Consider the following 23254-nt stretch of genomic DNA (forward strand, 5'->3'; position numbering starts at 1 on the left):
GGCCAAGACTCCAGGGACCTGAGGACAGGCCGCGTCCGGGCTTGTGTCCCAAGGTGGGCTCAAATAGCTTCGGCCGGCGAACGGGGTGGATCAATCAGGAGATTTCGATGGCGGGACTTGCACGGAGCGTCGCTGCGGCGATCCTCCTTTTGTCGATGACGACGTTCGGCTTTGCCGCCAACAAGGTCATCATCATTCTCGACGCTTCCGGGTCGATGTGGGCCCAGATCGACGGCAAGCCGAAGCTCGAAATCGCCCGCGAGTCGCTCAGGACCGTGCTGCAATCGGTTCCCGCCGACGATGAGATCGGCTTCATGGCCTATGGTCATCGCGAGAAAGGCAGCTGCGACGACATCCAGCTGATCGTGCCGCCTCAGGCCGGCTCGGCAAGCGCCATCACGGATGCCGCGGACAGTCTGAAATTCCTCGGCAAGACGCCGCTGACGGCAGCCGTCAAGCAGGCGGCCGAAGCGCTGAAATACACCGAGGACAAGGCGACGGTCGTCCTCATCACCGATGGACTCGAGACCTGCGGCGGCGACCCCTGTGCGCTTGGCAAGGAACTCGAAGCGTCCGGTGTCGACTTCACGGCCGACGTCGTCGGCTTCGGCCTGACCGCCGACGAAGGCAAGCAGATCGCCTGCCTCGCCGACAACACCGGCGGCAAATACATCCAGGCCTCCGACGAGAGGGCGCTGCAGGAAGCTTTGGCCGAAACCGTCGCCGCCCCAGCGCCGGCGCCTGCACCCGAACCTGTGCCCACTCCGGCACCCGAGCCTGCCAAGCCGGAATTCAATTTCATGCCGACGGCGGTGCTTGCCGAGGGCGGTGATCCGGTCACCGACGGCAATGCCTGGGAAGTCTACAAGGCAAAGTCCGACGGCACGCGTGGCGACAGCGTCACCACCGAATATGGCGCCTACAAAGCCAATCTGGAACCGGGCGATTACGTCATCGTCGCGCGCGACGGCGAGGCCAAGGTGGAGCAGAAGGTCAAGATCGAGGCAGGCCAGGTCGCCAAGCCGCTCTTCACCCTGAATGCCGGCACGCTCGTCATTCATCCGCGACCAAGCGCGGGGGCGGATGTTGTCGATGGCGCGGCTGTCGTGATCGACTACCCAAGTGCCGATAATCCCGCGACCTACTATGGGACCACCAAGACCGTGTTGCCGGCCGGCGACGAGAAAGTGACGGTCACGATCAGCCAGGGCGTGGTTTCCGAGACGATACCGCTCGCTGCCGGCAAGACAGTTGAAAAGGACATCATCGTCGGCGTCGGACATGTCGTTGCCAACGCCTATTATACAGCCGGCGGCGACAAGGCCGACGGTTCGGGCATCGGCTTCAAGATCGTGAAGGCGAAAAAGAAGATCGACGGAACCCGGGACGAGGTGACCTATGCCTATGGTCCCGACAGCAAGTTCGATCTGCCGCCTGATGACTATGTGTTGATTGCGACGGTCGATCTTGCAGTCGTCGAGCAGCCGTTCAACGTCAAGGTCGGCGAATTTCAGGATGTGAAGGTCACCATGAATACCGGCGTGCTGGCGATCACCGCGCCCGGGGCCTCGAAGATTGAGATTTTCGAAACCAAGAAGGACATCAACGGCAACCGCAAGTCGCTTGGCTACGCATACGACCAGAAGTATCAGGCGGCGATACCGGCGGGGGACTATGCCGTCGTCTCGGAGAAATCGGACAACAGCTCGAAGGAAGGCACTGTGACGGTCAAGGCCGGCGAGCGCGCTGAGTTGACGGTGCAATAGGGTCGCATGGATAACCTAAAAGGGCGGCCACAAGCCGCCCTTTTTCATGGATGAGACGGGATCACGTCAGGCCGTTCCAAATGCGCTGGCGCCGTGGTCGGCGCGTCCTACCAGTTGCCGGAAGCCGGCGAAAAGTTCGCGGCCGAAGCCGAACTCGTTGCCGATGAGATCGGCTTCGGCGGTGCGGCGCAGCGCGAACTCCGTCCCCGGCACCAGCACCTCCAGAGTGCCGGCATCGGCGTCGAGGCGGATGATGTCGCCGTCGTGGATCCTGGCGATAGGACCGTCCTCGACGGCTTCCGGCGTCACATGGATCGCCGCCGGCACCTTGCCGGATGCGCCCGACATGCGCCCGTCGGTGACCAGCGCGACACGCTGGCCGCGATCCTGCAGGATGCCGAGCACGGTGGTCAGCTTGTGCAGTTCCGGCATGCCGTTGGCCTTCGGTCCCTGGAAGCGGATGACGGCGATGAAGTCGCCTGTCAGCGTGCCGGCCTTGAACGCGTCGTTCAGCCCCTGCTGGCTGTCGAACACCTTGGCCGGTGCCTCGATGAGGCGCCGCTCCGGTTTGACGGCGGACGTCTTGATGACGGCATGGCCGAGATTGCCCGCCAGCACCTTCAGGCCGCCGGTCGGCTGGAAGGCTTTGCTGAACGGCGCCAGCACCTTCTCGTCGCCACTCTGGAGCGGGACTGCCTCGCGCACCACGGAGCCATCAGCGCCGAGCTTTGCCTCGACCGCATAGGGCCGCAGGCCTTCGCCCCAGACCGTCTGCACATCCTCGTGCAGGACGCCTTCGTCGAGCAGTTCGCGGATCAGGAAGCCGAGCCCTCCGGCGGCGTGGAAATGATTCACGTCGGCAAGCCCGTTCGGATAGACGCGAGCCAGGAGCGGTACGGCTTCCGAGAGGTCGGAAATGTCCTGCCAGGTAATGGCGATGCCGGCCGCCGCCGCCATGGCGATCAGGTGGATAGTGTGGTTGGTCGAGCCGCCGGTGGCATGCAGGCCGACAACGCCGTTGACGATAGAGCGCTCGTCGATCATGCGCCCGACGGGCGTATAGGCATTGCCGAGCGCGGTGATGGCCAGCGCCCGCTTCGTCGCCTCGCGGGTCAAGGCCTCGCGCAGCGGCGTGCCGGGATTGACGAAGGAAGCACCCGGCGTGTGCAGGCCCATGATCTCCATCAGCATCTGGTTGGAGTTGGCCGTGCCGTAGAAGGTGCAGGTGCCTGGCCCGTGGTAGGATTTGGACTCGGCTTCCAAAAGTTCGGCGCGACCCGCCTTGCCCTCGGCATAGAGCTGGCGGACCTTGGCCTTCTCATCGTTGGGCAGGCCTGTCGTCATCGGACCGGCCGGAATGAACACCGCCGGCAGGTGGCCGAAGGTCAACGCCGCGATCACCAGTCCCGGCACGATCTTGTCGCAGACGCCGAGATAGACGGCGGCGTCGAACATGTTGTGCGACAGGCCGATCGCGGCGGCCATGGCGATGACGTCGCGCGAAAACAGCGACAGCTCCATGCCCGGCTGGCCCTGCGTGACGCCATCGCACATCGCCGGCACGCCGCCGGCCACCTGGGCGATGCCGCCGGCTTCACGCGCGGCCTCCTTGATCAGGGCGGGGAAGGTTTCGAAAGGCTGATGCGCCGACAGCATGTCGTTGTAGGAGGTGATGATGCCGAGGTTCGGCACCTTGTCGGCGCCGAGCGCCAGCTTCTCCGAAGGGCTGCAGACGGCGAAGCCATGGGCAAGGTTGCCGCAGGACAGCACCGACCGGTTGGCGGTCTGGTTCGAGGCTTCGGCGATGCGGCCGAGATAACGCTCGCGTCCTGGCTTCGAGCGTTGGCGGATGCGCTCAGTGATGGCTTCGATATCGCGTCTTGCGGTCATGGTCGGTCCTTTCGAGCCCCGGAGAACGTCCTCCCACTGTTTGCCGGGGCTGCTTTTCGTGAAATCAAGGTGCCCAGAACACCTCTACTGGTATGGGTGCTGCTTCGAGCACTTTGCGAATGGGCTTTTTCGCACCCGGTCCCATCGCATCCTCGAAGGCGGTGCGCTTGTCCTCGCCCTCGATATGCAGCGCAATGAAGCCGGCGCCAATTATGCGCGCCATCGATAGCGTCAGCCGCGGCTCGCCGCCGCTTGGCGCGTGCACCGGCAGCACGATCCTCTGCGAGGCGGGATCGAGCAAGGCAGGCAGATTGTCGGCATCGGGAAAGAACGAAGCGGTGTGGCCGTCGCTGCCCATGCCAAGCACCACGACGTCGAGCGGCCAGGCCAGTGCCTTGAGTGCCGCATCGTCGGACGCTGCCGCAGTCTCGATGCTTGTGGCCTCGTGATACAGCGGCACGAAGCGCGCCGCGGCCGCAGCATTCTGGAGCAGGTTGGCGGCGACCAGCCCGGCATTCGAGCGCGGTGAGGAGGCCGGGACGAACCTTTCGTCGACCAGCGTCACCGTCACCTTGTTCCAGGCAATGGGAATTGCCGACAGCGCGGCGAAGAGCTTCGCTGGCGTGGTGCCTCCGGAAACGGCAAGCAGGGCGGTGCCGCGCTCGTCGATGGCCTTGGTCAGGCGCGCCGTGACATGGCCGGCAAGGGCTGCCGCCAGGTCCTGGCGGCCGGCAAAGCCGTTCCAGTTGTAGCTGGCGCCGTTCAATTGCTCTCGTGCCATGTCCGTCCGTCACGTTCGATCAGCGCTATCGAGGCCGACGGCCCCCATGTGCCTGCCGTATAGCCCTGCGCTTCCTGCCTGGCGCCTTCCCAGGCATTCTGGATCGGATCGATCCATTTCCATGCCGCCTCGACCTCGTCGCGGCGCATGAACAGCGTCTGGTTGCCACGGATGACGTCCATGATCAGCCGCTCATAGGCGTCCGGCGCGCGGCCGTCGAAGGACTGCGCGAAGCTCATGTCGAGCGAGATCTGGCGCAGCCGCATGCCGCCGGGACCAGGATCCTTGATCATGATGAACTGCTTGACGCCTTCGTCGGGCTGCAGCCGGATGACCAGCTGGTTGGCGAAGATCGGCCCCGCGGTGTCGCCGAAGATCGAATGCGGGATCGGCTTGAATTCGATGACGATTTCCGAAACCCGGGTCGCCAGCCGCTTGCCGGTCCTAAGGTAGAACGGAACGCCCGCCCAGCGCCAGGTGCCGATCTCGGCCTTGATGGCGACGAAGGTCTCGGTATTGCTGTCATGGGCAAGCTCCTCGACATAGCCCTTGACGGCCCCGCTGGCCGAGGCGCCGGCGCGGTACTGGCCGCGCACGGTATGCTTCGGCGCCTCGTTGCCATTGATGCGTTTCAGCGCCCTGAGCACCTTCAGCTTCTCGTCGCGCACGGCGTCGGCGTCCATCGACGACGGCGCCTCCATGGCGACGAGGCACAAGAGCTGCAGCATGTGGTTCTGCACCATGTCGCGCAGTGCGCCGGCCTTGTCGTAGTAAGTGACGCGGTCTTCCAGGCCGACAGTCTCGGCCACGGTGATCTGGACGTGGTCGATATGGGCGGAGTTCCACAACGGCTCGTAGAGCGCGTTGGCAAAGCGCAGCGCCATCAGGTTCTGCACCGTCTCCTTGCCGAGATAGTGGTCGATGCGGAAGATCTGGCTTTCGTGGAAGTCGTCGCCGACCAGGTCGTTGAGCGCCTGCGCCGAGGCCAGGTCGCGGCCGATCGGCTTCTCGAGCACGATGCGCGAGTTCGCCGTGATCAGATCATGCTCTTTGAGCTTGTGCGAGATATCGCCGAACAATGCCGGCGCCACGGCCAGGTAGAAGGCACGGATGCGGTCGCTTTCGCCGATCGCTTTCTTCAGCTTGTCGAAGCCGGCTCCGCTCGTCGCATCTGCCGAGACGTAGGAAAGCCGCGCCAGGAAGGTCTTTAATTCCTTGGGGTCGATGTCGGCCGGCTTGACGTGATCGGAGATAGCCTGCTTGGCGAAGGCCTGGAATTCGTCGTCGCTCATTTTCGAGCGCGACGTGCCGATGATGCGTGTCGGCTCGGAGAACTGATGGTCGCGCTGCCGGTAGTAGAGCGACGGCAGAAGCTTGCGTTCCGACAGGTCGCCGGTGCCGCCAAAAATGATGAAGTCGAAAGGGTCGACGGGGATGATCTGGCTGGTCATGGTCTGTCCGCTCTGACGCCGCTAGCGAGTACGCGGCTGATATATTCTAATCGATTTAAATTTTCCAGTGCCACGGTGTCACATCAAGGACCAATCGCCGGATATTGATTGGGTCCACGTGTGCGCTTGACACTTGGCGCCACCCGGAGGCTTGTCGGTGATCGAAGACTCCGGACGCTTCGCAGTTGCAGCATAGAGTGTGAATGTGACGAAAGCTAAGGGAGAAATCTGCGCGATATCCGTCGCTGTGTGGACATGAGCTCAGGGAGCGGGAAAAGCATGCGTCTGGAGAACAAGGTTGCCGTCATCACCGGTGCGGCGTCGGGCTTTGGCGAAGGCATTGCCAGGCGCTTCGCCGAAGAGGGCGCCAGGGTCGTCGTTGCCGATCTCAACGCCAAGGGCGCGGAACGTGTCGCCGGCGAAATCGGCAAGATGGCGATCTGGACGCAGACCGACGTTTCCCTGCGCTCCGAATTCGACGAGATGATCTATGCCGCCAAAAGCGCTTTCGGCCGCATCGACATCATGGTCAACAATGCCGGCTTCACCCATCGCAATGGCGATCTGCTCAAGGTCGACGAGGCGACCTTCGACCTGATCACGGCAGTCAACATGAAGGCCATCTACCATGCGGCCCTTGCCGTCGTGCCGATCATGGAGCGGCAAGGCGGCGGGGTGATCCTGACCACGGCCTCCACCGCCGGCCTGCGGCCACGGCCAGGTCTCACCTGGTACAATGCATCGAAAGGTTGGGCGATCACCGCCACCAAGTCGATGGCGGTGGAACTGGCGCCCAAGAACATTCGCGTCAATTGCCTGTGCCCGGTCGCTGGCGAAACCGGCATGCTGGAGAAATTCATGGGCGCCGACACGCCCGAGATCCGCGAGAAATTCCGCGCCTCGATCCCGCTCGGCCGGCTGTCGACGCCGCTCGACATTGCCAATGCGGCGCTATGGCTGGCTTCGGACGAAGCCGCCTTCATCACCGGAGTTGCGCTGGAGGTCGATGGCGGGCGCTGCATCTGAAGCACCATGTCAGGCGCAATCGCCGGCTTGACCGTGCCTCGGGCTTCGACTTGACTGAGTTGCGGGGCCTGGAGTCTTGCCAGGGGCGAAGGGGTTGTCGGCGCGATGAAATCGAAACTGCGGAGAGGTTTCAAAGACCTGCGGTGGCGCATCAGCGTCTACAGGGCGAGGCGTGCCCGGGCGAAAAGCAAGGCAACCTTCATCGGTGTCACCGGCAGTTCGGGAAAATCGACTGTCACGGCGCTGCTTGGGCACATATTGGCCGCTCATCGACCCGTCTACACGCAGGTTCTGGCCAACACCATCCATTCAGTCGTCAGCACGCTTTACAAGCGTATGAAGCAAGTGGAGAGGCCAGACTACGTCGTCATGGAAACCGGGGCGTACGGCATCGACACGATCCGGCCCATGGCGGAAATGCTGCGGCCGCATGTGGCTGTCGTCACCATGGTTCGTCTGGAGCACGTTACCAGTTTCAGGACGCTGGAAAACGTCGCCTTGGAAAAAAGCGCGTTGGTCGCGGCGTTGCGACCGGACGGCCTTGCTGTCCTCAATGCCGACGATCCCCATGTAGCCGACATGGCTGCCCGCACCGGATGCCGTGTCGTCACCTTCGGCATGAGTGAGACGGCCGACTATCGTGTGACCGAAATCCACGCCGCATATCCGGATCTGCTGACTCTTTCGATCCATTGGCGGGGAGGGCTGCTGCAACTCAAGACGTCTTTTCCCGCCGAATATTTCTGGCTGCCGACCGTTGCCGCCGTTGCGACGGCGCTTGAACTCGGCGTCCCTCCGGACAAGGTTGCCGTCCAGGTGGCAACGTTCCAGCCGGTCGTTAATCGCTGTACCGTGCTGATCACCCAAGGCGGCCCGCAATTCATCATCGATGCGGCCAAGGCGCCCTGGCACTCGATCAATCTTGCCCTGAACATGGTGGCCAAGGCCACTGCTAGCCGCAAACGCATCGTGCTGGGCCAGATTTCGGACTACGCCGGTTCGACTAGGAAATACGCCCACGCCTATCAAACCGCGCGGGAAATCGCCGACCAGGTGATCTATACTGGAGACAATGCACATCGCTCGCGTGCCAGCCAGATCGATCGCGACAACGGCCGGTTTGTCGAGCTTCGCACGGCGAAGGAAGTCTCGGACCATATCAAGCGGACAGCGGTGGCCGGCGAACTGATCCTCGTTAAAAGCTCATCCAACCTTCACCTCGAACGCATCGCGCTTGCCTGGACGCATGACGTCAAATGCTGGATCCATATCTGCGGCAAGCCGGAGGGCTGCCACACCTGCGGTCTATATGAATTGCCTTACGAGCAGCATCGTGCCCATGTCATGCGACGCAGGCGCGCCAAGGTGTGGCGGCAATTCCGCGGCCTGTTCGGTGGCAGGTCGTCATAGGGTCTCGAAAGCGAGGCCGGTGCCAGACGCGCAGGCAAGTTACGCGCCGGTCTTGATATAGCTCTTGTAGACCCAGCCGGTCTTGCCGTTGTAGACGATCTGGCACCATTGCTTGCAGTTCATCACCTGCACCGAGGTCTTGGCTGGCACCGTGACGATGGCGGCGGCATGCTTCTTCGGACTGCTGCGCATGGTCACGGCTCTCAGAATGCGTCCCGTGCTGGCGGCTGCGACTTTCCGTGGCTTTGCTTCGGCTTGACCATTGTCGTCCTGTTGGTCCGGTGCCTGCGGTTTTACCGTCGGGATAGCCGCGGTTTGCGCGCCATCGGGATTGCTGCCGCTTGCCGCCGCTGGCGGCGCGGCAACCTTGGCAAGTTCGGCGGTGGCATCGCTATCGGCCGCCGGTTGCGCGAACGCCGCCGTGGTGGCCGGCTTGTCCGGCGCCTTCTCGGCCTTGCTTGTCCCTTGGCCGGCTGAAGCGGGAGCCGGTGCGGCTTTTGTCTGCGAGCCGGTCCAGCGAGGATCGTTGGCAGCGAGTGCGGGAATAGCGGCCTGGGCGACAGCCATGGCCGTAGAGGCCGCATTGGCCTTGCCCTCGGCTTGCGGCACCGCTGCCGCCGCGGCTACCGTGGTCCCGGCCGGGACGATCTTGGTCGTCTTCACCGGAATGCTTGGAATGCTCTGCTCCTGGCTGGCAGCGGCTTGCCTCTCGCTGGCCGGCAATGCCAGCCAGAGCGCCACCGCGGCCACGCCAAGCAACGCGGCAGTGCCGACCGCGGCAATCACCAAATGTGAATTCGAACGGACTTCCTGCCAGAAGGACGGGCGCATGTCATAGCCGAACTGCATGGCAAAGCGCCGACGTTCCGGAGCACCGAAACTGAAGGGCTCTCTCAATCTCGCCACCTCCATAAGCGGGCCGAGGTTCTTTCGATCGTGCCGCAAGTTCGGCATTTGATCGGCATCGGTCCCAAAATCAACACGGGCAGGCGCCCACAGCAACCCCCGAACAATCACCCAGAAGAGGCACCTTTCGCCCGCGATTGTGGCATCACTGCGCCATTATAGAAGATTCTGCGCCTTTGCCGGCAATTGCGCAACGTGTCCCCTGGGCAACAAATGTTACAGGGAATATTACAATATTACATGAGGTCGTGATGGCACGGCATCGTGGCTCACTTGATCCAGTCCAATGCATGTCGCCCAAAGTGAACTCGGTTTTGGATAACGACATGCATAAAACGACCTGACGCGCGACGCGCTTCAAATCCTGTCGCGCAGCGCGAACCAGTTGAGCGCCAGGAATAGCAGCGGTGTACGGAAGCGGCGACCGCCGGGAAATGGCGGAATTTTAAGGTCCTCGATCAGCTTCAAGCGGTCGCGATTGCCGGCGACGGTTTCAGCATAGAGCTTGCCGAAGAAGTTCGACAGCATGACGCCGTGGCCGGAATAGCCGCCGACCGAGATCACATTCGGCATCACTTCGCGCACGAATGGCTTTCTCGGCACTGTGATGCCGACATAACCGCCCCAGCCGTGCGTGATCTCGACATCGCCCAGCGCCGGATAGAGTTCCACGATCTGGCGGCGGATATGAATGTGGATGTCCTTGGGATCGTTGACGCCATAGACCTCACGTCCGCCAAACAGCAGCCGGCCATCCCTCGACTTGCGGAAATAGCGCACGACGAAGCGGGAATCATCGACCGACTCGCCGCCCGGCAGCACCGTAGATCCCGCGCCGAGCGGCACGGTGGCGCCGATGAACGAACCGATCGGCATGATGTGCGCCGCACTCACCGGTTCGAGCGTTCCGCCATAGGCATTGACCGCGATCAGGCACTTTTGGGCCGTCACGGTGCCACTTGGCGTGGAAACCCTGACCTTGCCGCCGGCGGAAATGATGCCGGTCGATGGCGTCCCCTCGAACAGCTGCGCGCCGGCCTGTGCCGCCACCCGCGCCGTGCCGATCACCAGCTTCATGGGATGGATGTGGCCGGTACCGATGTCGCGGGTGCCGCCGAAATAGGCGGTCGAGCCCAGCCGCTCCGCTGTTTCCGTCTTATTCATGAAGGAAATATGCGGGTAGGAGAAACGGCTGGCCATGATCTCGGCATGCGCCTTGTAATCGTCGACATAACGCTGTTTGTGCGCCACCGAGAGCTGGCCCGGCATGTAGTCGATATCGATCTGGTTGGTGGCGGCGAATTCGATGAGATGCGCCTTCGCCTCCTCGGCGAGATCGAACAGCGCCTTGGCGCGCGACAATCCGTATTCCGCCTCCATATCCTCGGCCCAGGCACGCTGGCCGGTGCCGAGCTGGCCGCCATTGCGCCCGGACGCGCCATCGCCGAAACGGTAGGCATCGATCAAGACGACATTGGTTCCCGCCTTGGCGAGATGCGTTGCCGCCGACAGGCCGGTGAACCCGCCGCCGACGATGACAACATCGCAGCTCCGGTCGCCATCGAGCGCCGGGTATTCAGGCCGAGGGCCGGCCGTGTCTTCATACCAGGAGCGGCCAGGAGAAATGGGGGATTGGTAAGGCATGATGCTCGTTCTAGGGAGTAGGGGAGTAGGGGAGTAGGGGGTAGGGGAGTAGGGGACCTAGTCGGTGGAAAGTTTGCGGATAAGAAGTCGAAGAAGCTTTCCCACGCTTTCGGTACTCGCCAGCAACGACGCCGCCGTCGCTTTCGGCGTAATGCCGATGCGTTCGGCGATCAGCAGCTGAGTTTCTAGTTCCTTCAGCGATCCTTGCGCGATGCGAAGAAATTGCTGATAAGAACCTCGGATTTCTCTGCCATACCCTTCTGCTATATTTGCCGGCACTGAACTTGCCGCGCGCCGCACTTGGCTGGTCAGCCCATAAAGTTCCTCTTTAGGCCAGGATTTCGTAGCGCCGTAAACCGCCACTGCGAGATCCATTGACTGCTGCCAAACGAGCAAGTCCTTGTAGGACCCTGTTTTTTCGGCCATCCCTCCCCTACTCCCCTACTCCCCTACTCCCCTACTCCCCTACTCCCCTACTCCCCTACTCCCCTAAACATTCAGCAACAGATACTCCCGCTCCCACGGGCTGATCACTTCCATGAAGGTCTCGAATTCGGCCCGCTTGATCGCCGCATAGGTCGCGGCGAAGGATTTGCCCAGCAGCGCGCAGAGTTCCTCGTCGCCCTCGAACAGGTCGACGGCTTCGAGCAGGCTGCGCGGCAGGTCGATCTCGTGCGCATTGGCGGTCGTCAGTACCGGAGGCTCGGCCTTGATCTTCCTGGTGATGCCGATCAGCCCGCAGGCAAGTGAGGCCGCCAGCGCCAGATAGGGGTTGGCGTCGGAGGACGGGATGCGGTTTTCGACACGCCGGGCCGCCGGATCGGAGCGTGGCACGCGGAACGCCGTGGTTCGGTTGTCATAGCCCCATTTGTTATTGACGGGGGCCGAGGCCGCCTGTGTCAGCCGGCGGTAGGAATTGACATAGGGCGCGAACATCACCAGCGCGTTCGGCACATGCTTCTGCATGCCGCCGATAAAGTGGAAGAAGTCCTCGGTTTCCGAGCCGTCCTCGGACGAAAAGATGTTCTTGCCCGTCTTCTTGTCGATGATCGACTGGTGGATATGCATGGCGGAGCCCGGCTGGCCCTGGATCGGCTTGGCCATGAAGGTGGCGTAGATCTCGTGCTTCAACGCCGCCTCGCGGATCGTGCGCTTGAACATGAACACCTGGTCGGCAAGCTCGATCGGGTCGCCGTGGCGCAGATTGATCTCGAGCTGGCCGGCGCCCTCTTCATGGATGAGCGTGTCGATTTCCAGGCCCTGGCTTTCGGAGAAATGGTAGATGTCGTCGATCAGTTCATCGAACTCGTTGACGCCGGCGATCGAATAGCCGGCGCCGCCGCCGATCGCGCGGCCCGAGCGGCCGACCGGCGGGGTCAGCGGATAGTCCGGATCCGGATTCTTGCGCACCAGGTAGAATTCGATCTCGGGCGCCACCACCGGCTTCAGCCCCAGCCTGTCATAGGCGGCAAGCACGCGCTTCAAGACATTGCGCGGCGTGAATTCGACCGAACGGCCATCCTGGTGGACGAGGTCGCAGATGACGGCGGCGGTCGGGTCTTCCTCCCAGGGCACCACAGTCAGCGTCGAGAGGTCCGGCATCAGCTTGAGGTCGCCGTCGTCCTCGGGATAATGGAAGCCGTTGCCGTCCTCGGGATAGCCACCGGAAATCGTCGTCATAAAGACGGCCGAAGGCAGCGCCAGCGAGGTGTTTGAGGTGAATTTCTTCGACGGCATCATCTTGCCGCGCGCGACGCCGGCCTGGTCAGGTGTGATGCATTCGATATCCTCGATGCCGCGCCATTCCAGCCATTCGCTGACTTCCTTCCAGTTCTTCACGCCGCGCAGGTTTTTCACGAAAGCAGGCGTGCGCGCCCGTCCTCCGCGGCTCGACGGACGGACTTCCTTTTTTGCAGGCGGCATCATTCACCAGATGGAGTTGCGGATTTCGGAGTATAGCCGTGCCCGGCTGCCGAAGGGAAGGGGAGCCGCTGCCGGCATCTGCCTTCGTGGTTGAAAACCGCTCGCGGGTCGGCGTAGGTTCGGCTTGTGCTGCACACAAGAAGTCGGCGATGCGAACCAGTAGCGAAGTGACGACGATAGGCTTCGACGCCGACGATACGCTTTGGCAGAACGAGCAGTTCTTCCGAATGACCGAAAAGCGCTTCGCCGCCATGCTTGCCGATCATGCCGAGGAAGAACAGATCTCGGCACGACTGCTGGAGGCTGAACGGCGCAACCTTGCCGTTTATGGCTTCGGCATCAAGGGATTTACGCTGTCGATGATCGAAACGGCGATCGAGGTCACCGACGGGCGGGTACCGGCTTCGGTCATAGCGGAGATTCTCGATGCCGGCCGCGAGATGCTGAGCCACCCGATCGAGCCCCTGCCGCACGCGCGTGAGACGGTGGAGAAACTCGCCGGCGCCTACCGCCTGGTGCTGATCACCAAGGGTGACCTCTTCGACCAGGAACGCAAGCTGGCCGGATCGGGCCTCGGCGACCTGTTCGACGCGCTCGAGATCGTCAGCGACAAGAATGCCGCGACCTATGCGCGCCTCTTCAGCCGCCATGGCGACGGTCCTGCAAAGAGCATGATGGTCGGCAATTCATTGAAGTCGGATGTGATGCCGGCCATCGAAGCCGGCGGTTGGGGCGTACATGTGCCGCACGAACTGACCTGGGTGCTCGACCATGTCGAGGCGCCGGTCGCGGAGCCGCGGTTCCTGCAGATATCCGATCTCGGGCAATTGCCCGAACTGGTTCAGGGCATCACGAAACGAGGTTGATCGCTGCTTCCACCAGCTAGGTCCCGCGCGGTTCCGGACTGAAAACCGCTTCCTCGACTTGCTTTAGCGGCTGACGAGGCGGTCGATCACCGGTTGCAGCCGTTCAGGTGTGATCGGCTTGGTCACAACCGCATCGATGATACTCGACAAGCCCAGGCTTTCCGTCGTGCCATTCTTGGTCGAAAGCAGGATCACGGGAGGGAACGATTTCCCCGAAGCGCGCCGCAACGTTTCGATGCCGGACATCAGATTGTCGCAGTCCTTGTTGTCGGGGCCGCCGTCCAGCACGATCGCGCCGGGGACCAGCAAGCGCAAGGTCCGCGCCGCCATATCGGGTGATTCCGAGATTGGTCGGAGCCCGGAACGCTCGACAATCTTCGACACCACCACGCGATTGATCGGCGACTTTCCGACGACCAGCACCTTCGAGGGATCGTGGATCGTCTCGCTGCTTGAACCTCGGGTCCCCGGATTCAGATGTCTTCCGGTCCCGCCCTCACGATTCACAGGGCACCCAAGTCGGCCAAGAACCTCGCTCCCGTTTCAATGCAGAGTTGAAATCGGAGCGACAATTGGCGTGAGATCGCCCGCGTGTCAAGCTGAAATAAAAGGCTCCCGAGAGCACCTCTTACGACAGTGGAGTCAAGCAACAGTACTGTACTGCCCTGTCCACTGCTTGGTCGCATAAAAATAAAATTCACCTGCGCATACGCTGCGCAGGTGAAGGGCCGGTTGCAACGATTTCCGGTCAGCCCCAGTTCGATCAGCCCCGGTTCGGTCAGCTATGGCTCTGCTGCGTGACGATCACCGGGATCAGCAGATCGCCCCAATTGCCGTCGCCGCCATGGTGTCTGGCCGAACGCACGAGCTCCACCGAGACACCTGCCTCGACCGCCTTCATCACCGACTGGTTCAGCCTGTGCAGGTCATTGGCCAGCATGCGGATCGTCGCCTGCTGGTCGACACTCATCGTGGTGGACTGCTCTTCCGCCCGTTCCTTGACGCGGCTTATCGATGCCATTGGTCTTCTCCTGTGTCCGAAGCCCTGTCGGGCGTTTCCTCTGTTGGTCGTCTTTTCGTGGACTTATTCCGCAGCCGGCTTGAACTGCGCGTGCTCGGTCGATTCATGCATGGCGGTGGTCGACGACTGGCCGCCGGTGATCGCCATCGACACGGCGTCGAAATAGCCCGTGCCGACCTCGCGCTGGTGCTTGGTCGCGGTGTAGCCGTTGGCTTCCGCGGCGAACTCGGCTTCCTGCAACTCGGAATAGGCAGCCATCTGCCGCGCCTTGTAGCCGCGTGCCAGTTCGAACATGCCGTAGTTGAGCTGGTGGAAGCCGGCGAGCGTGATGAACTGGAACTTGTAGCCCATGGCGCCGAGTTCCTTCTGGAACCTGGCGATCGTCGCGTCGTCGAGGTTCTTCTTCCAGTTGAACGACGGCGAGCAATTGTAGGCGAGCAGCTTGTCCGGGTGATGCTTGCGCACGCCTTCGGCGAATTTCCTGGCCTGCGCGAGATCCGGCTTGGACGTCTCGCACCAGATCAGGTCGGCGTGAGGCGCATAGGCGACGGCGCGGGCGATGCAGGGCTCGATGCCGTTGCGCACATGATAGAAACCTTCAACCGTGCGCCCGGCGCCATAGTCGACGAAAGGCTGGTCGCGTTCGTCGATGTCGGAGGTCAGCAACTTGGCCGCTTCCGCATCGGTGCGGGCGACAACCAGCGTCGGCGTGCCCATCACGTCCGCCGCCAGGCGCGCGGCGTTGAGGTTGCGGATGTGCGCCGCGGTTGGGATCAGCACCTTGCCGCCGAGATGGCCGCACTTCTTTTCCGACGCCAGCTGGTCCTCGTAGTGCACGCCGGCGGCGCCCGCCTCGATGAATGCCTTCATGATCTCGAAGGCGTTGAGCGGTCCGCCGAAGCCGGCTTCCGCATCGGCGACAATAGGCGCGAACCAGGTCTCGACCGAAAGCCCGTTGCCCTCTGAGGTCTCGATCTGGTCGGCGCGCTGCAGTGTGCGGTTGATGCGCTTGACCAGCTCGGGCGCCGCATTGGCCGGATAGAGCGACTGGTCCGGATACATGGCGGACGCCGTGTTGGCGTCGGCGGCAACCTGCCAGCCCGACAGGTAGATCGCCTTCAGCCCGGCGCGCACCTGCTGCATCGCCTGGTTGCCGGACATGGCGCCGAGCGCGTTGACGAAATCCTCCTCATGGATGAGCTTCCACAGCCGGTTGGCGCCCATTTCGGCCAGGCTCTGGCGGATCTGCACCGAACCGCGCAACCGCTTCACATCCTCCGGCGAATAGGGACGTTCGATCCCGTCGAAACGGCCTTCCGGCGCCGATGGAACGAGGTTGTAAAAATCAGTCATGGGATACTCCGAAGGATTGCTGCGCTATGGTCGGCGGCCAGTCATTGGCCTGCTGGAATGTGACTGAATTTACATTGCGGCGCGGAATGAGCCAGATAAATCAACAAATATGCCGGAATATAGGGGAAAACTTGTGTTGTGTTTGACAGAGGATCGCTGTAAATCTGTCATAATTGTAAAGAAATCGGCAGCGTGATTGCCGTGGAAATTGTGTAAATTCCTGTCAAGGATGGCCGATGGCTGACCAGAAGATATTCGCCGGGCCGCGCATCCGCCGCATCCGCAACGCCAAGGGGCTGACCCAGACGGCGATGGCCGAGGGGCTCGGCATCTCGCCGTCCTATCTCAACCTGATAGAGCGCAACCAGCGGCCGCTGACGGTGCAGTTGATCCTGAAACTGGCGTCCGTCTACAAGGTCGATCCGCATGAGTTGCAGGGCGAGGCAAGGGGGTCTGTCGCTGCCCTGAAGGAAGTGTTCACCGATCCGCTGCTGGTCGGCGAGTTGCCTGGAGATCAGGAGCTGATCGAGCTTGCAGAGGCGGCGCCCAATGCGTCCGCCGCAGTGATAAAGCTGTTTCGCGCCTATCGCGAGCAGGCCGAGCGGCTGTCCGATCTCAACGAGCTTCTCGCCCGCGAGGGGCGGGCGACGGCGCTTTCCGGCGCCCGCCTGCCGATCGATGAGGTGCACGAGACCTTCGAGCGGCGGCCGAACCATTTTTCGACACTCGAGGAAGAAGCCGAGGCTTTTACGTCTGTGCTCGATCCCGGCGACGACCTGTTCGGCGCGCTGAAAGCCTGGCTGAAGCGCGAATACGGCATCGTCGTCAAGGTGCTGCCGGTTGCCACGATGCCGAACTGGCGCCGCCGTTACGATCGCCACTCGCAGCGGCTGTTCCTGTCGGAGCGGCTGTCGCCGTTCGACCAGCTGCGCGAAGTGGCGATGGAAGCCTGCCTGATCCGCATGACGGTCGCGGTCGCCGGCGAGATCCAGGCGCTCAAGCTGAGCACGGACGAAGCCCGTCGTCTGGCCCGCTTCGAACTCGGCCGCTATGCGGCGCATGCGCTGATGATGCCCTATCAGGCCTTCTACGCCGCCGCCGTTCGCGCCCGCTACGACATCGACGTCCTGCGTTCGCGCTTCGGCGTCTCCTTCGAGCAGGCGGCGAACCGGCTGACCATGCTGCAGCGGTCGGGCGCCCCAGGGGTACCCTTCTTCATGCTGGAGGTCGACAATGCGGGAAATCGCTTCCGCAAGGCCGGCAGCCAGGGTTTTCCGCACAGCCGCTTCGGCGGCGGCTGTCCCAAGCTGCCCGTGCATGTCGCCTTCTCCCAGCCCGGCCAGGTCTTCGTCGAAGCGGTGGAAATGGCCGACGGCGCCGAGTTCCTGTGCATCGCCCGCACGCTGGAAGGGCCGCAGGGCGCGTTCTCCGAACGACCGCGCCGCACCGCGATGCTGCTCGGCTGCGACATCGGCTTTCGCGACGACATCGTCTATGGCGCGGCACTGCCCGGCGCGGCGACCGCCGGAAAGTCCGGGCCAGGTGCCATTGCGGCGACGCCTGTCGGGCCCGCCTGCCGGCTTTGCGAACGCGTCGGCTGCCTGGCGCGCGCCGAGCCGCCGGTGACGCGTCCGCTCGGCCTCGACGAGATGGTGACCGGCCTGAGCGCCTTCGACTTCCAGTAACGCGGCAGCAAAGGTGCCACAATCGTCACCGGTGTCTGGATCACCCGCGGCTCAAGTCTTTGCGCTACGCGAACAGAGCAGTTTTTTGTCGTCCCTTGCGCATCGTCCCGTCCACAAAAGTCCGACAGTCGCGGCCATGACAGACGCAGCATCATCGCCCGGCCTTGTTAGCCCGACAGCCTCGCCGCGCGAGGAACGCGTCGGCATGCTTTTGGTCTTCCTGTCGGCGCTGATGTGGAGTTTCGGCGGCACCATCGCCCGCTTCATCACCGTCGGCGACAGCTGGACGGTCATCTTCTGGCGCTCCGTCTGGGCCGCCGCCTTCCTGCTCTCCTTCATGGCCTGGCGTGACGGCTGGCGCGGCATGCTGAGATCGTTTCGCGACATGGGCCTGCCCGGTCTCGCCGTGGGGTTCTGCTTCGCCATCGCGTCGACCTCCTTCGTCGTGGCACTTGCCTACACGACTGTTGCCAACATCCTCTTGATGCAGGCTGGGGTGCCGCTTCTGGCGGCGCTGTTTGCCTGGGTGTTGTTTCGCGAACGGGTGACTGTCGTGACCTGGGTGGCGATCGCCGCCGTCATCACCGGCGTTGCCATAATGGTGTCGGAATCGCTCGATGGCGCCGTCTCGCCCGTGGGGGACGGGCTGGCGCTGCTGATCGCATTCATGTTCTCGATCGCAACCGTCATCACAAGGCGATTTTCCAGCGTGCGCATGACGCCTGCGACCTGTCTCGGCACGATCCTGGCCGCGGGTTTGGCGGCGTCTCAGGCGTCGGCCTTCGCGGTGTCGGCGGCCGACATGGGCTTCCTCTTCGCCTTCGGCGTCCTCAATCTCGGCATTGGCCTCGCTTTCTTCGCCACCGGCGCGCGCCTGGTCCCGGCGGCCATCGCGGCGCTGCTCGGCACGTTCGAGCCGATTCTCGGGCCGATATGGGTCTGGCTCATCCATTCCGAAGTGCCGTCCGGGCGCACCATCATCGGCGGCGCGGTGGTGGTCACGGCGCTGCTTGTCCATATCGGGCTGGAGTTCAAGCGCCAGGCACGGCCGCAGCGGGCAGGCGTCACCGGGGTGCCGTCGCCTAATTGATGCCGGCCCGGAGCTTTGCCATTGACAACGTCGCTGCCGCCCGGGCAGGCTGGGAAACACGGCAACAACAAGACAGGCGTATCTTGCCAAGTCTCCCCGGCGGCCCGATCGAGACCGGACCACATTCCTGTATTTCTGTCCGCGCGGCGGCGAAAGCTTCTGACGGCGCCGTAATTCCTTCCAGTTTAGGACAGCCGGACGGCCGCAGGCGGCGCGCCGATCGGTTCTTGTTGTCCCCTGGAAAGCTCAATACCCTGACGAAAATGCCCGGCCGCGCGCATGCCGCGACGAGCCGGCGACGGAACACTCACCAAAGGAGAATAGCATGATCCGCAAAGCGCTCTGGCTTTCGGCGACCTCGGTATTTCTGACCCTCTTCACCGCCGGCGGTCACGCCGCGGACCGCGTCGTCAACGTCTTCAACTGGTCGGACTACATCGACAGTTCGATCATCGACGACTTCACCAAGAAGACCGGCATCAAGGTCGTTTACGATACCTTCGATTCCAACGAGATCCTGGAAACCAAGCTGCTCGCTGGCGGCAGCGGCTACGACGTCGTCGTGCCGAGCGGCAATTTCCTGGCTCGCCAGATCCAGGCCGGCGTGTTCCAGAAGCTCGACAAGTCGAAGCTGCCGAACATCTCCAACATGTGGGACACGGTTTCGGAGCGCACCGCCAAATATGACCCCGGCAACGAATACTCGGTCAATTACATGTGGGGCACCGTCGGCATCGGCTACAACATCAAGAAAGTGCAGGCGGCACTCGGCACCGACAAGATCGACAGCTGGGATTCGTTCTTCAATCCGGACAGCCTCGCCAAGTTGAAGGACTGCGGCGTCTATGTGCTGGATTCACCAGCCGACATCATTCCGGCGGCGCTGAAATATCTCGGTCTGGACCCGAACAGCACCTCGCCCGACGACATCGCCAAGGCCGAGGACGCGCTGATGAAAGTGCGGCCCTTCATCAGGAAGTTCCATTCTTCCGAATACATCAACGCACTCGCCAATGGCGACATTTGCCTGGCGATCGGCTGGTCTGGTGACGTTTTCCAGGCACGCAACCGTGCCGTCGAAGCCAAGCAAGGCGTTGAGATCGGCTATTCGGTGCCGAAGGAAGGCGCCCAGATGTGGTTCGATCAGATGGCTATTCCGGCCGATGCGCCGCATACCGCCGAGGCACTCGAATTCATCAACTACATGATGACGCCGGAAGTGATCGCCAAATCGTCGAACTATGTGCTCTACGCAAACGGCAACAAGGCGTCGCAGCAATTCGTCGACAAGGCTCTTCTGGACGACCCGTCGGTCTATCCTGACGCAGCGACGTTGCAAAAGCTCTACACTGTCCAGCCGTACGATCCCAAGACCCAGCGCATCATCACGCGCAGCTGGACCAAGATCGTCACCGGCCAGTAAGCAATCCGACACGACCCCGGCAGCCAACTGCCGGGGTCGATTTTCTTTGGGGACTCAGGACAGACGGAGTGGGGATATGAAATCGCTTGGCAGCATCCGCAGGGATTTCGCGCCATGGAAGGACCCGAACGCCAAGCCATACATTCAGTTCGAGAACGTCACCAAGAAGTTCGGTGACTTCACCGCCGTCAACAATCTGTCGCTGACCATATTCGAGCGCGAATTCTTCGCGCTGCTGGGCGCCTCCGGCTGTGGAAAGTCGACGCTGCTCAGGATGCTTGCCGGCTTCGAGGAACCGACGGCTGGCCGCATCCTGCTCGATGGCCAGGATTTGCGCGGCATTCCGCCCCATCGCCGGCCGGTCAACATGATGTTCCAATCCTATGCCCTGTTCCCGCATATGACGGTGGAAAACAACATCGCCTTCGGCCTCAAGCAGGAAGGCATGGCCAAGCCCGATATCGAAAAGCGCGTCACCGACATGCTGAAGCTGGTCAAGCTCGAGCAGTTCGCCAAGCGCAAGCCGCACCAGCTCTCCGGTGGCCAGCGCCAGCGCGTCGCCCTTGCCCGCTCTGTCGCCAAGCGCCCGAAGGTGCTGCTGCTGGACGAGCCGCTCGGCGCGCTCGACAAGAAACTGCGCGAGGAAACCCAGTTCGAACTGATGGATCTGCAACAGGAGCTCGGCCTCACCTTCGTCGTCGTCACCCACGACCAGGAAGAGGCGATGACCATGGCCGACCGCATCGCCATCATGGACAAGGGCGAAGTCATGCAGGTTGCGACACCGGCGGAAGTCTATGAGGCTCCGGCATCGCGCTTCGTCGCCCATTTCGTCGGCAACGTGAACATGTTCGAGGGCAAGGTTGCCGAACAGTCAGCCAACACGACGCGCATCACCGGCCCAAGCGGAGCCCAGATCGTCGTCGAGAATGGTGGCGCGGCTGCAAAGGCCAATGCCGACATCGTCTTCGCCATCAGGCCGGAGAAGATCAGGGTCTCGTCGAAGAAGCCGGCAGATGCCGTCAACGCTCTGGAGGGCGAAGTCTACGACATCGCCTATCTCGGCGACATGACCGTCTATCACGTCAGGCTGGACGACGGGCAGATCATCAGGGCAAGCGCCTTGAACGCGGTGCGCGTGACCGAGGATCCGCTGACCTGGAACGACCGCGCCTGGGTGTCTTTCCGGCCCGACGCCGGCGTCGTGCTGGCGCGGTAGGGGGCTGATATGTCCAACATCGCTGTCACCGACGCCGCCGTGCCGTCGGCCGCCGACAAGCCGTTCCTGGCGCGGCTGGGCGCCGGCTTCGTCAACCGCCTCGTCATCATCGTCCCCTATCTCTGGCTGCTGTTCTTCTTCCTCGTTCCCTTCGTCATCGTCTTCAAGATTTCACTGTCGCAGACGGCGATCGCCATGCCGCCCTACACGCCGGTGCTCGGTTTCAAGGACGGCGTCTCAGGCTTCTTCGCCGGGTTTCGCGATCTCAACTTCGACAACTATGTCTGGCTGACGCAGGATGCGCTCTATTTCAAAGCCTACGTCACCAGCCTGATCATCGCCGCCATTTCGACGGTGCTGACGCTGCTGGTCGGCTACCCCATCGCCTACGGCATGGCGCGCGCGCCGGCCACCATCCGCCCGACCTTGCTGATGCTGGTGATCCTGCCGTTCTGGACGTCGTTCCTGATCCGGGTCTATGCCTGGATCGGCATCCTGAAACCCGAGGGACTGCTCAACCAGCTGCTTTTGTCGCTGCACATCATCAATCAGCCGCTGGTCATCCTCAACACCTACACGGCGATCTTCATCGGCATCGTTTATTCCTACCTGCCGTTCATGGTGCTGCCGCTCTATTCGTCCTTGGAAAAGATGGATTATTCGCTGATCGAGGCGGCCAAGGATCTCGGCTGCCCGCCGACATCAGCCTTCTGGAAGATTACCTTTCCGCTGTCCCTGCCGGGCGTCATCGCCGGTTGCCTGCTGGTGTTCATCCCGGCCGTCGGCGAGTTCGTCATCCCCGACCTGCTCGGCGGTTCGCAGACGCTGATGATCGGCAAGACCTTGTGGAACGAGTTCTTCGCCAATCGCGACTGGCCGGTCTCTTCGGCCGTTGCCGTCATCCTCCTGCTTCTGCTGACCGTTCCGATCATGCTCTTCCAGCAGGCACAGGCCAAGGCGCAGGAGCAGGACAAATGAACACCACCTGGAGCCGCTTCAACGTCACCTCGATCGTGCTGGGCTTTGCCTTCCTGTACCTGCCGATCGTGCTGCTCATCGTCTTCTCCTTCAACGAGTCCAAGCTCGTCACGGTCTGGGGCGGCTTCTCGACCAGATGGTATGTGTCGCTGTTCCACAATCAGGGCCTGATGGACGCCACCTGGGTCACGGCGCGCGTCGGCGTCATTTCGGCCACGGTGGCGACCGTGCTCGGCACGTTGGCGGCGCTCACCCTGACGCGCTACACCCGGTTCAGGGGCAGGGTGCTGTTTTCCGGCATGGTCTTCGCGCCGCTCGTCATGCCGGAAGTCATCACCGGCCTGTCGCTGCTGCTGCTCTTCGTCGCTGTCGGTCTCGACCGCGGCTTCCTGACCGTGACGCTCGCCCATATCACGCTGACAATGTGCTTCGTGGCGGTCGTCGTTCAGTCGCGCCTGGTTTCCTTCGACCGTTCGCTGGAGGAAGCAGCGATGGATCTTGGCGCAACGCCGACGAAGACCTTTTTCCAGATCACGCTGCCGGTCATCATGCCGGCGATCGTGTCCGGCTGGATGCTGGCTTTTACGCTGTCGCTTGACGATCTGGTCATCGCCAGCTTCACCTCCGGGCCGGGCGCAACCACGCTGCCGATGAAGATCTACAGCCAGGTCCGTCTCGGCGTGACGCCGGAAATCAACGCCGCCTGCACCATCCTGATCGCCGTGGTCGCGGTCGGCGTCATCATCGCCTCGATCGCCAACAAGCGGCGCGAGGTGCAGCGCCAACTGGATGAACAGGCCGCCCAGCGCGGCTAGCTATGTG

The 23254-nt window shown here is 62.6% G+C and carries 20 protein-coding genes; 10 read left to right on the top strand and 10 right to left on the bottom strand.

The features are described from left to right. The first annotated feature begins 107 nt into the window (after positions 1–107). Positions 108–1766, top strand: a complete 1659-nt coding sequence (locus AC0NIH_RS12855; protein WP_473461447.1) for a vWA domain-containing protein — start codon at positions 108–110, stop codon at positions 1764–1766. A 66-nt stretch (positions 1767–1832) separates the two neighbouring features. Here the strand turns inward: AC0NIH_RS12855 and edd are convergent, their stop codons facing one another. The 3 genes from edd to zwf form a co-directional block, all read right to left on the bottom strand. Further along, positions 1833–3656, bottom strand: a complete 1824-nt coding sequence (gene edd / locus AC0NIH_RS12860; protein ID WP_023776558.1) for a phosphogluconate dehydratase — start codon at positions 3654–3656, stop codon at positions 1833–1835. A 64-nt stretch (positions 3657–3720) separates the two neighbouring features. Next, on the bottom strand, positions 3721–4437 hold the full coding sequence (gene pgl / locus AC0NIH_RS12865) for a 6-phosphogluconolactonase (protein WP_473461450.1): 717 nt from the start codon (positions 4435–4437) through the stop codon (positions 3721–3723). Continuing rightward, positions 4419–5888, bottom strand: a complete 1470-nt coding sequence (zwf, locus tag AC0NIH_RS12870; protein ID WP_473461452.1) for a glucose-6-phosphate dehydrogenase — start codon at positions 5886–5888, stop codon at positions 4419–4421. Before zwf ends, pgl begins: the two co-directional genes overlap by 19 nt. A gap of 279 nt (positions 5889–6167) precedes the next feature. Here zwf and AC0NIH_RS12875 point away from each other — a divergent pair, with 279 nt between their 5' ends. Continuing rightward, on the top strand, positions 6168–6914 hold the full coding sequence (locus tag AC0NIH_RS12875) for an SDR family oxidoreductase (protein ID WP_023766751.1): 747 nt from the start codon (positions 6168–6170) through the stop codon (positions 6912–6914). Positions 6915–7019: 105 nt separating this feature from the next. Beyond that, a complete protein-coding gene (locus AC0NIH_RS12880; RefSeq protein ID WP_473461455.1) occupies positions 7020–8324 on the top strand; it encodes a Mur ligase family protein in 1305 nt (434 codons plus the stop codon). A 39-nt stretch (positions 8325–8363) separates the two neighbouring features. Here AC0NIH_RS12880 and AC0NIH_RS12885 read toward each other — a convergent pair whose 3' ends face one another. From AC0NIH_RS12885 to AC0NIH_RS12900, 4 genes are all read right to left on the bottom strand, one after another. Further along, positions 8364–9221, bottom strand: coding sequence for an SH3 domain-containing protein (locus tag AC0NIH_RS12885; RefSeq protein ID WP_473461457.1), 858 nt, complete (start codon positions 9219–9221; stop codon positions 8364–8366). Positions 9222–9587: 366 nt separating this feature from the next. Next, positions 9588–10874 (bottom strand): NAD(P)/FAD-dependent oxidoreductase, encoded by a 1287-nt coding sequence (locus AC0NIH_RS12890; protein WP_473461460.1) that lies wholly within the window; start codon positions 10872–10874, stop codon positions 9588–9590. Positions 10875–10931: 57 nt separating this feature from the next. Further along, complete coding sequence (locus AC0NIH_RS12895; protein WP_249491013.1) at positions 10932–11300, bottom strand: four helix bundle protein; 369 nt, start codon at positions 11298–11300, stop codon at positions 10932–10934. A 63-nt stretch (positions 11301–11363) separates the two neighbouring features. Further along, positions 11364–12800, bottom strand: coding sequence for a glutamine synthetase family protein (locus AC0NIH_RS12900; RefSeq protein ID WP_023766756.1), 1437 nt, complete (start codon positions 12798–12800; stop codon positions 11364–11366). 146 nt (positions 12801–12946) lie between these two features. Between AC0NIH_RS12900 and AC0NIH_RS12905 the strand changes: the two genes are divergently transcribed. Continuing rightward, positions 12947–13663 (top strand): HAD family hydrolase, encoded by a 717-nt coding sequence (locus tag AC0NIH_RS12905; RefSeq protein ID WP_473461462.1) that lies wholly within the window; start codon positions 12947–12949, stop codon positions 13661–13663. Between the two features lie 63 nt (positions 13664–13726). Here AC0NIH_RS12905 and AC0NIH_RS12910 read toward each other — a convergent pair whose 3' ends face one another. The 3 genes from AC0NIH_RS12910 to aceA all read right to left on the bottom strand — a co-directional run bounded on the left by AC0NIH_RS12910 (position 13727) and on the right by aceA (position 16037). Beyond that, positions 13727–14170, bottom strand: coding sequence for a response regulator (locus AC0NIH_RS12910; RefSeq protein WP_473461465.1), 444 nt, complete (start codon positions 14168–14170; stop codon positions 13727–13729). A gap of 271 nt (positions 14171–14441) precedes the next feature. Further along, a complete protein-coding gene (locus AC0NIH_RS12915) occupies positions 14442–14684 on the bottom strand; it encodes an SMc00767 family acetate metabolism repressor (protein ID WP_023766759.1) in 243 nt (80 codons plus the stop codon). 63 nt (positions 14685–14747) lie between these two features. After that, positions 14748–16037 carry an isocitrate lyase gene (aceA, locus tag AC0NIH_RS12920; protein WP_023766760.1) on the bottom strand — a complete coding sequence of 430 codons (1290 nt, stop codon included), beginning with the start codon at positions 16035–16037 and terminating at the stop codon, positions 14748–14750. Between the two features lie 236 nt (positions 16038–16273). Here aceA and AC0NIH_RS12925 point away from each other — a divergent pair, with 236 nt between their 5' ends. The 6 genes from AC0NIH_RS12925 to AC0NIH_RS12950 all read left to right on the top strand — a co-directional run bounded on the left by AC0NIH_RS12925 (position 16274) and on the right by AC0NIH_RS12950 (position 23247). Then, positions 16274–17722 (top strand): helix-turn-helix domain-containing protein, encoded by a 1449-nt coding sequence (locus tag AC0NIH_RS12925; protein ID WP_473461469.1) that lies wholly within the window; start codon positions 16274–16276, stop codon positions 17720–17722. 136 nt (positions 17723–17858) lie between these two features. Continuing rightward, positions 17859–18812 carry a DMT family transporter gene (locus AC0NIH_RS12930; RefSeq protein WP_473461471.1) on the top strand — a complete coding sequence of 318 codons (954 nt, stop codon included), beginning with the start codon at positions 17859–17861 and terminating at the stop codon, positions 18810–18812. Between the two features lie 325 nt (positions 18813–19137). Continuing rightward, positions 19138–20235: a polyamine ABC transporter substrate-binding protein gene (locus tag AC0NIH_RS12935; protein ID WP_473461474.1), complete on the top strand. Its 1098-nt coding sequence runs from the start codon at positions 19138–19140 to the stop codon at positions 20233–20235. Positions 20236–20311: 76 nt separating this feature from the next. Then, positions 20312–21454 (top strand): ABC transporter ATP-binding protein, encoded by a 1143-nt coding sequence (locus AC0NIH_RS12940; protein WP_473461476.1) that lies wholly within the window; start codon positions 20312–20314, stop codon positions 21452–21454. Positions 21455–21463: 9 nt separating this feature from the next. After that, positions 21464–22432: an ABC transporter permease subunit gene (locus AC0NIH_RS12945; protein ID WP_473461479.1), complete on the top strand. Its 969-nt coding sequence runs from the start codon at positions 21464–21466 to the stop codon at positions 22430–22432. Continuing rightward, positions 22429–23247 carry an ABC transporter permease gene (locus AC0NIH_RS12950; RefSeq protein ID WP_013893738.1) on the top strand — a complete coding sequence of 273 codons (819 nt, stop codon included), beginning with the start codon at positions 22429–22431 and terminating at the stop codon, positions 23245–23247. Before AC0NIH_RS12945 ends, AC0NIH_RS12950 begins: the two co-directional genes overlap by 4 nt. Positions 23248–23254: the final 7 nt, after the last annotated feature.

It is taken from the genome of Mesorhizobium sp. WSM1386 (assembly GCF_055901595.1).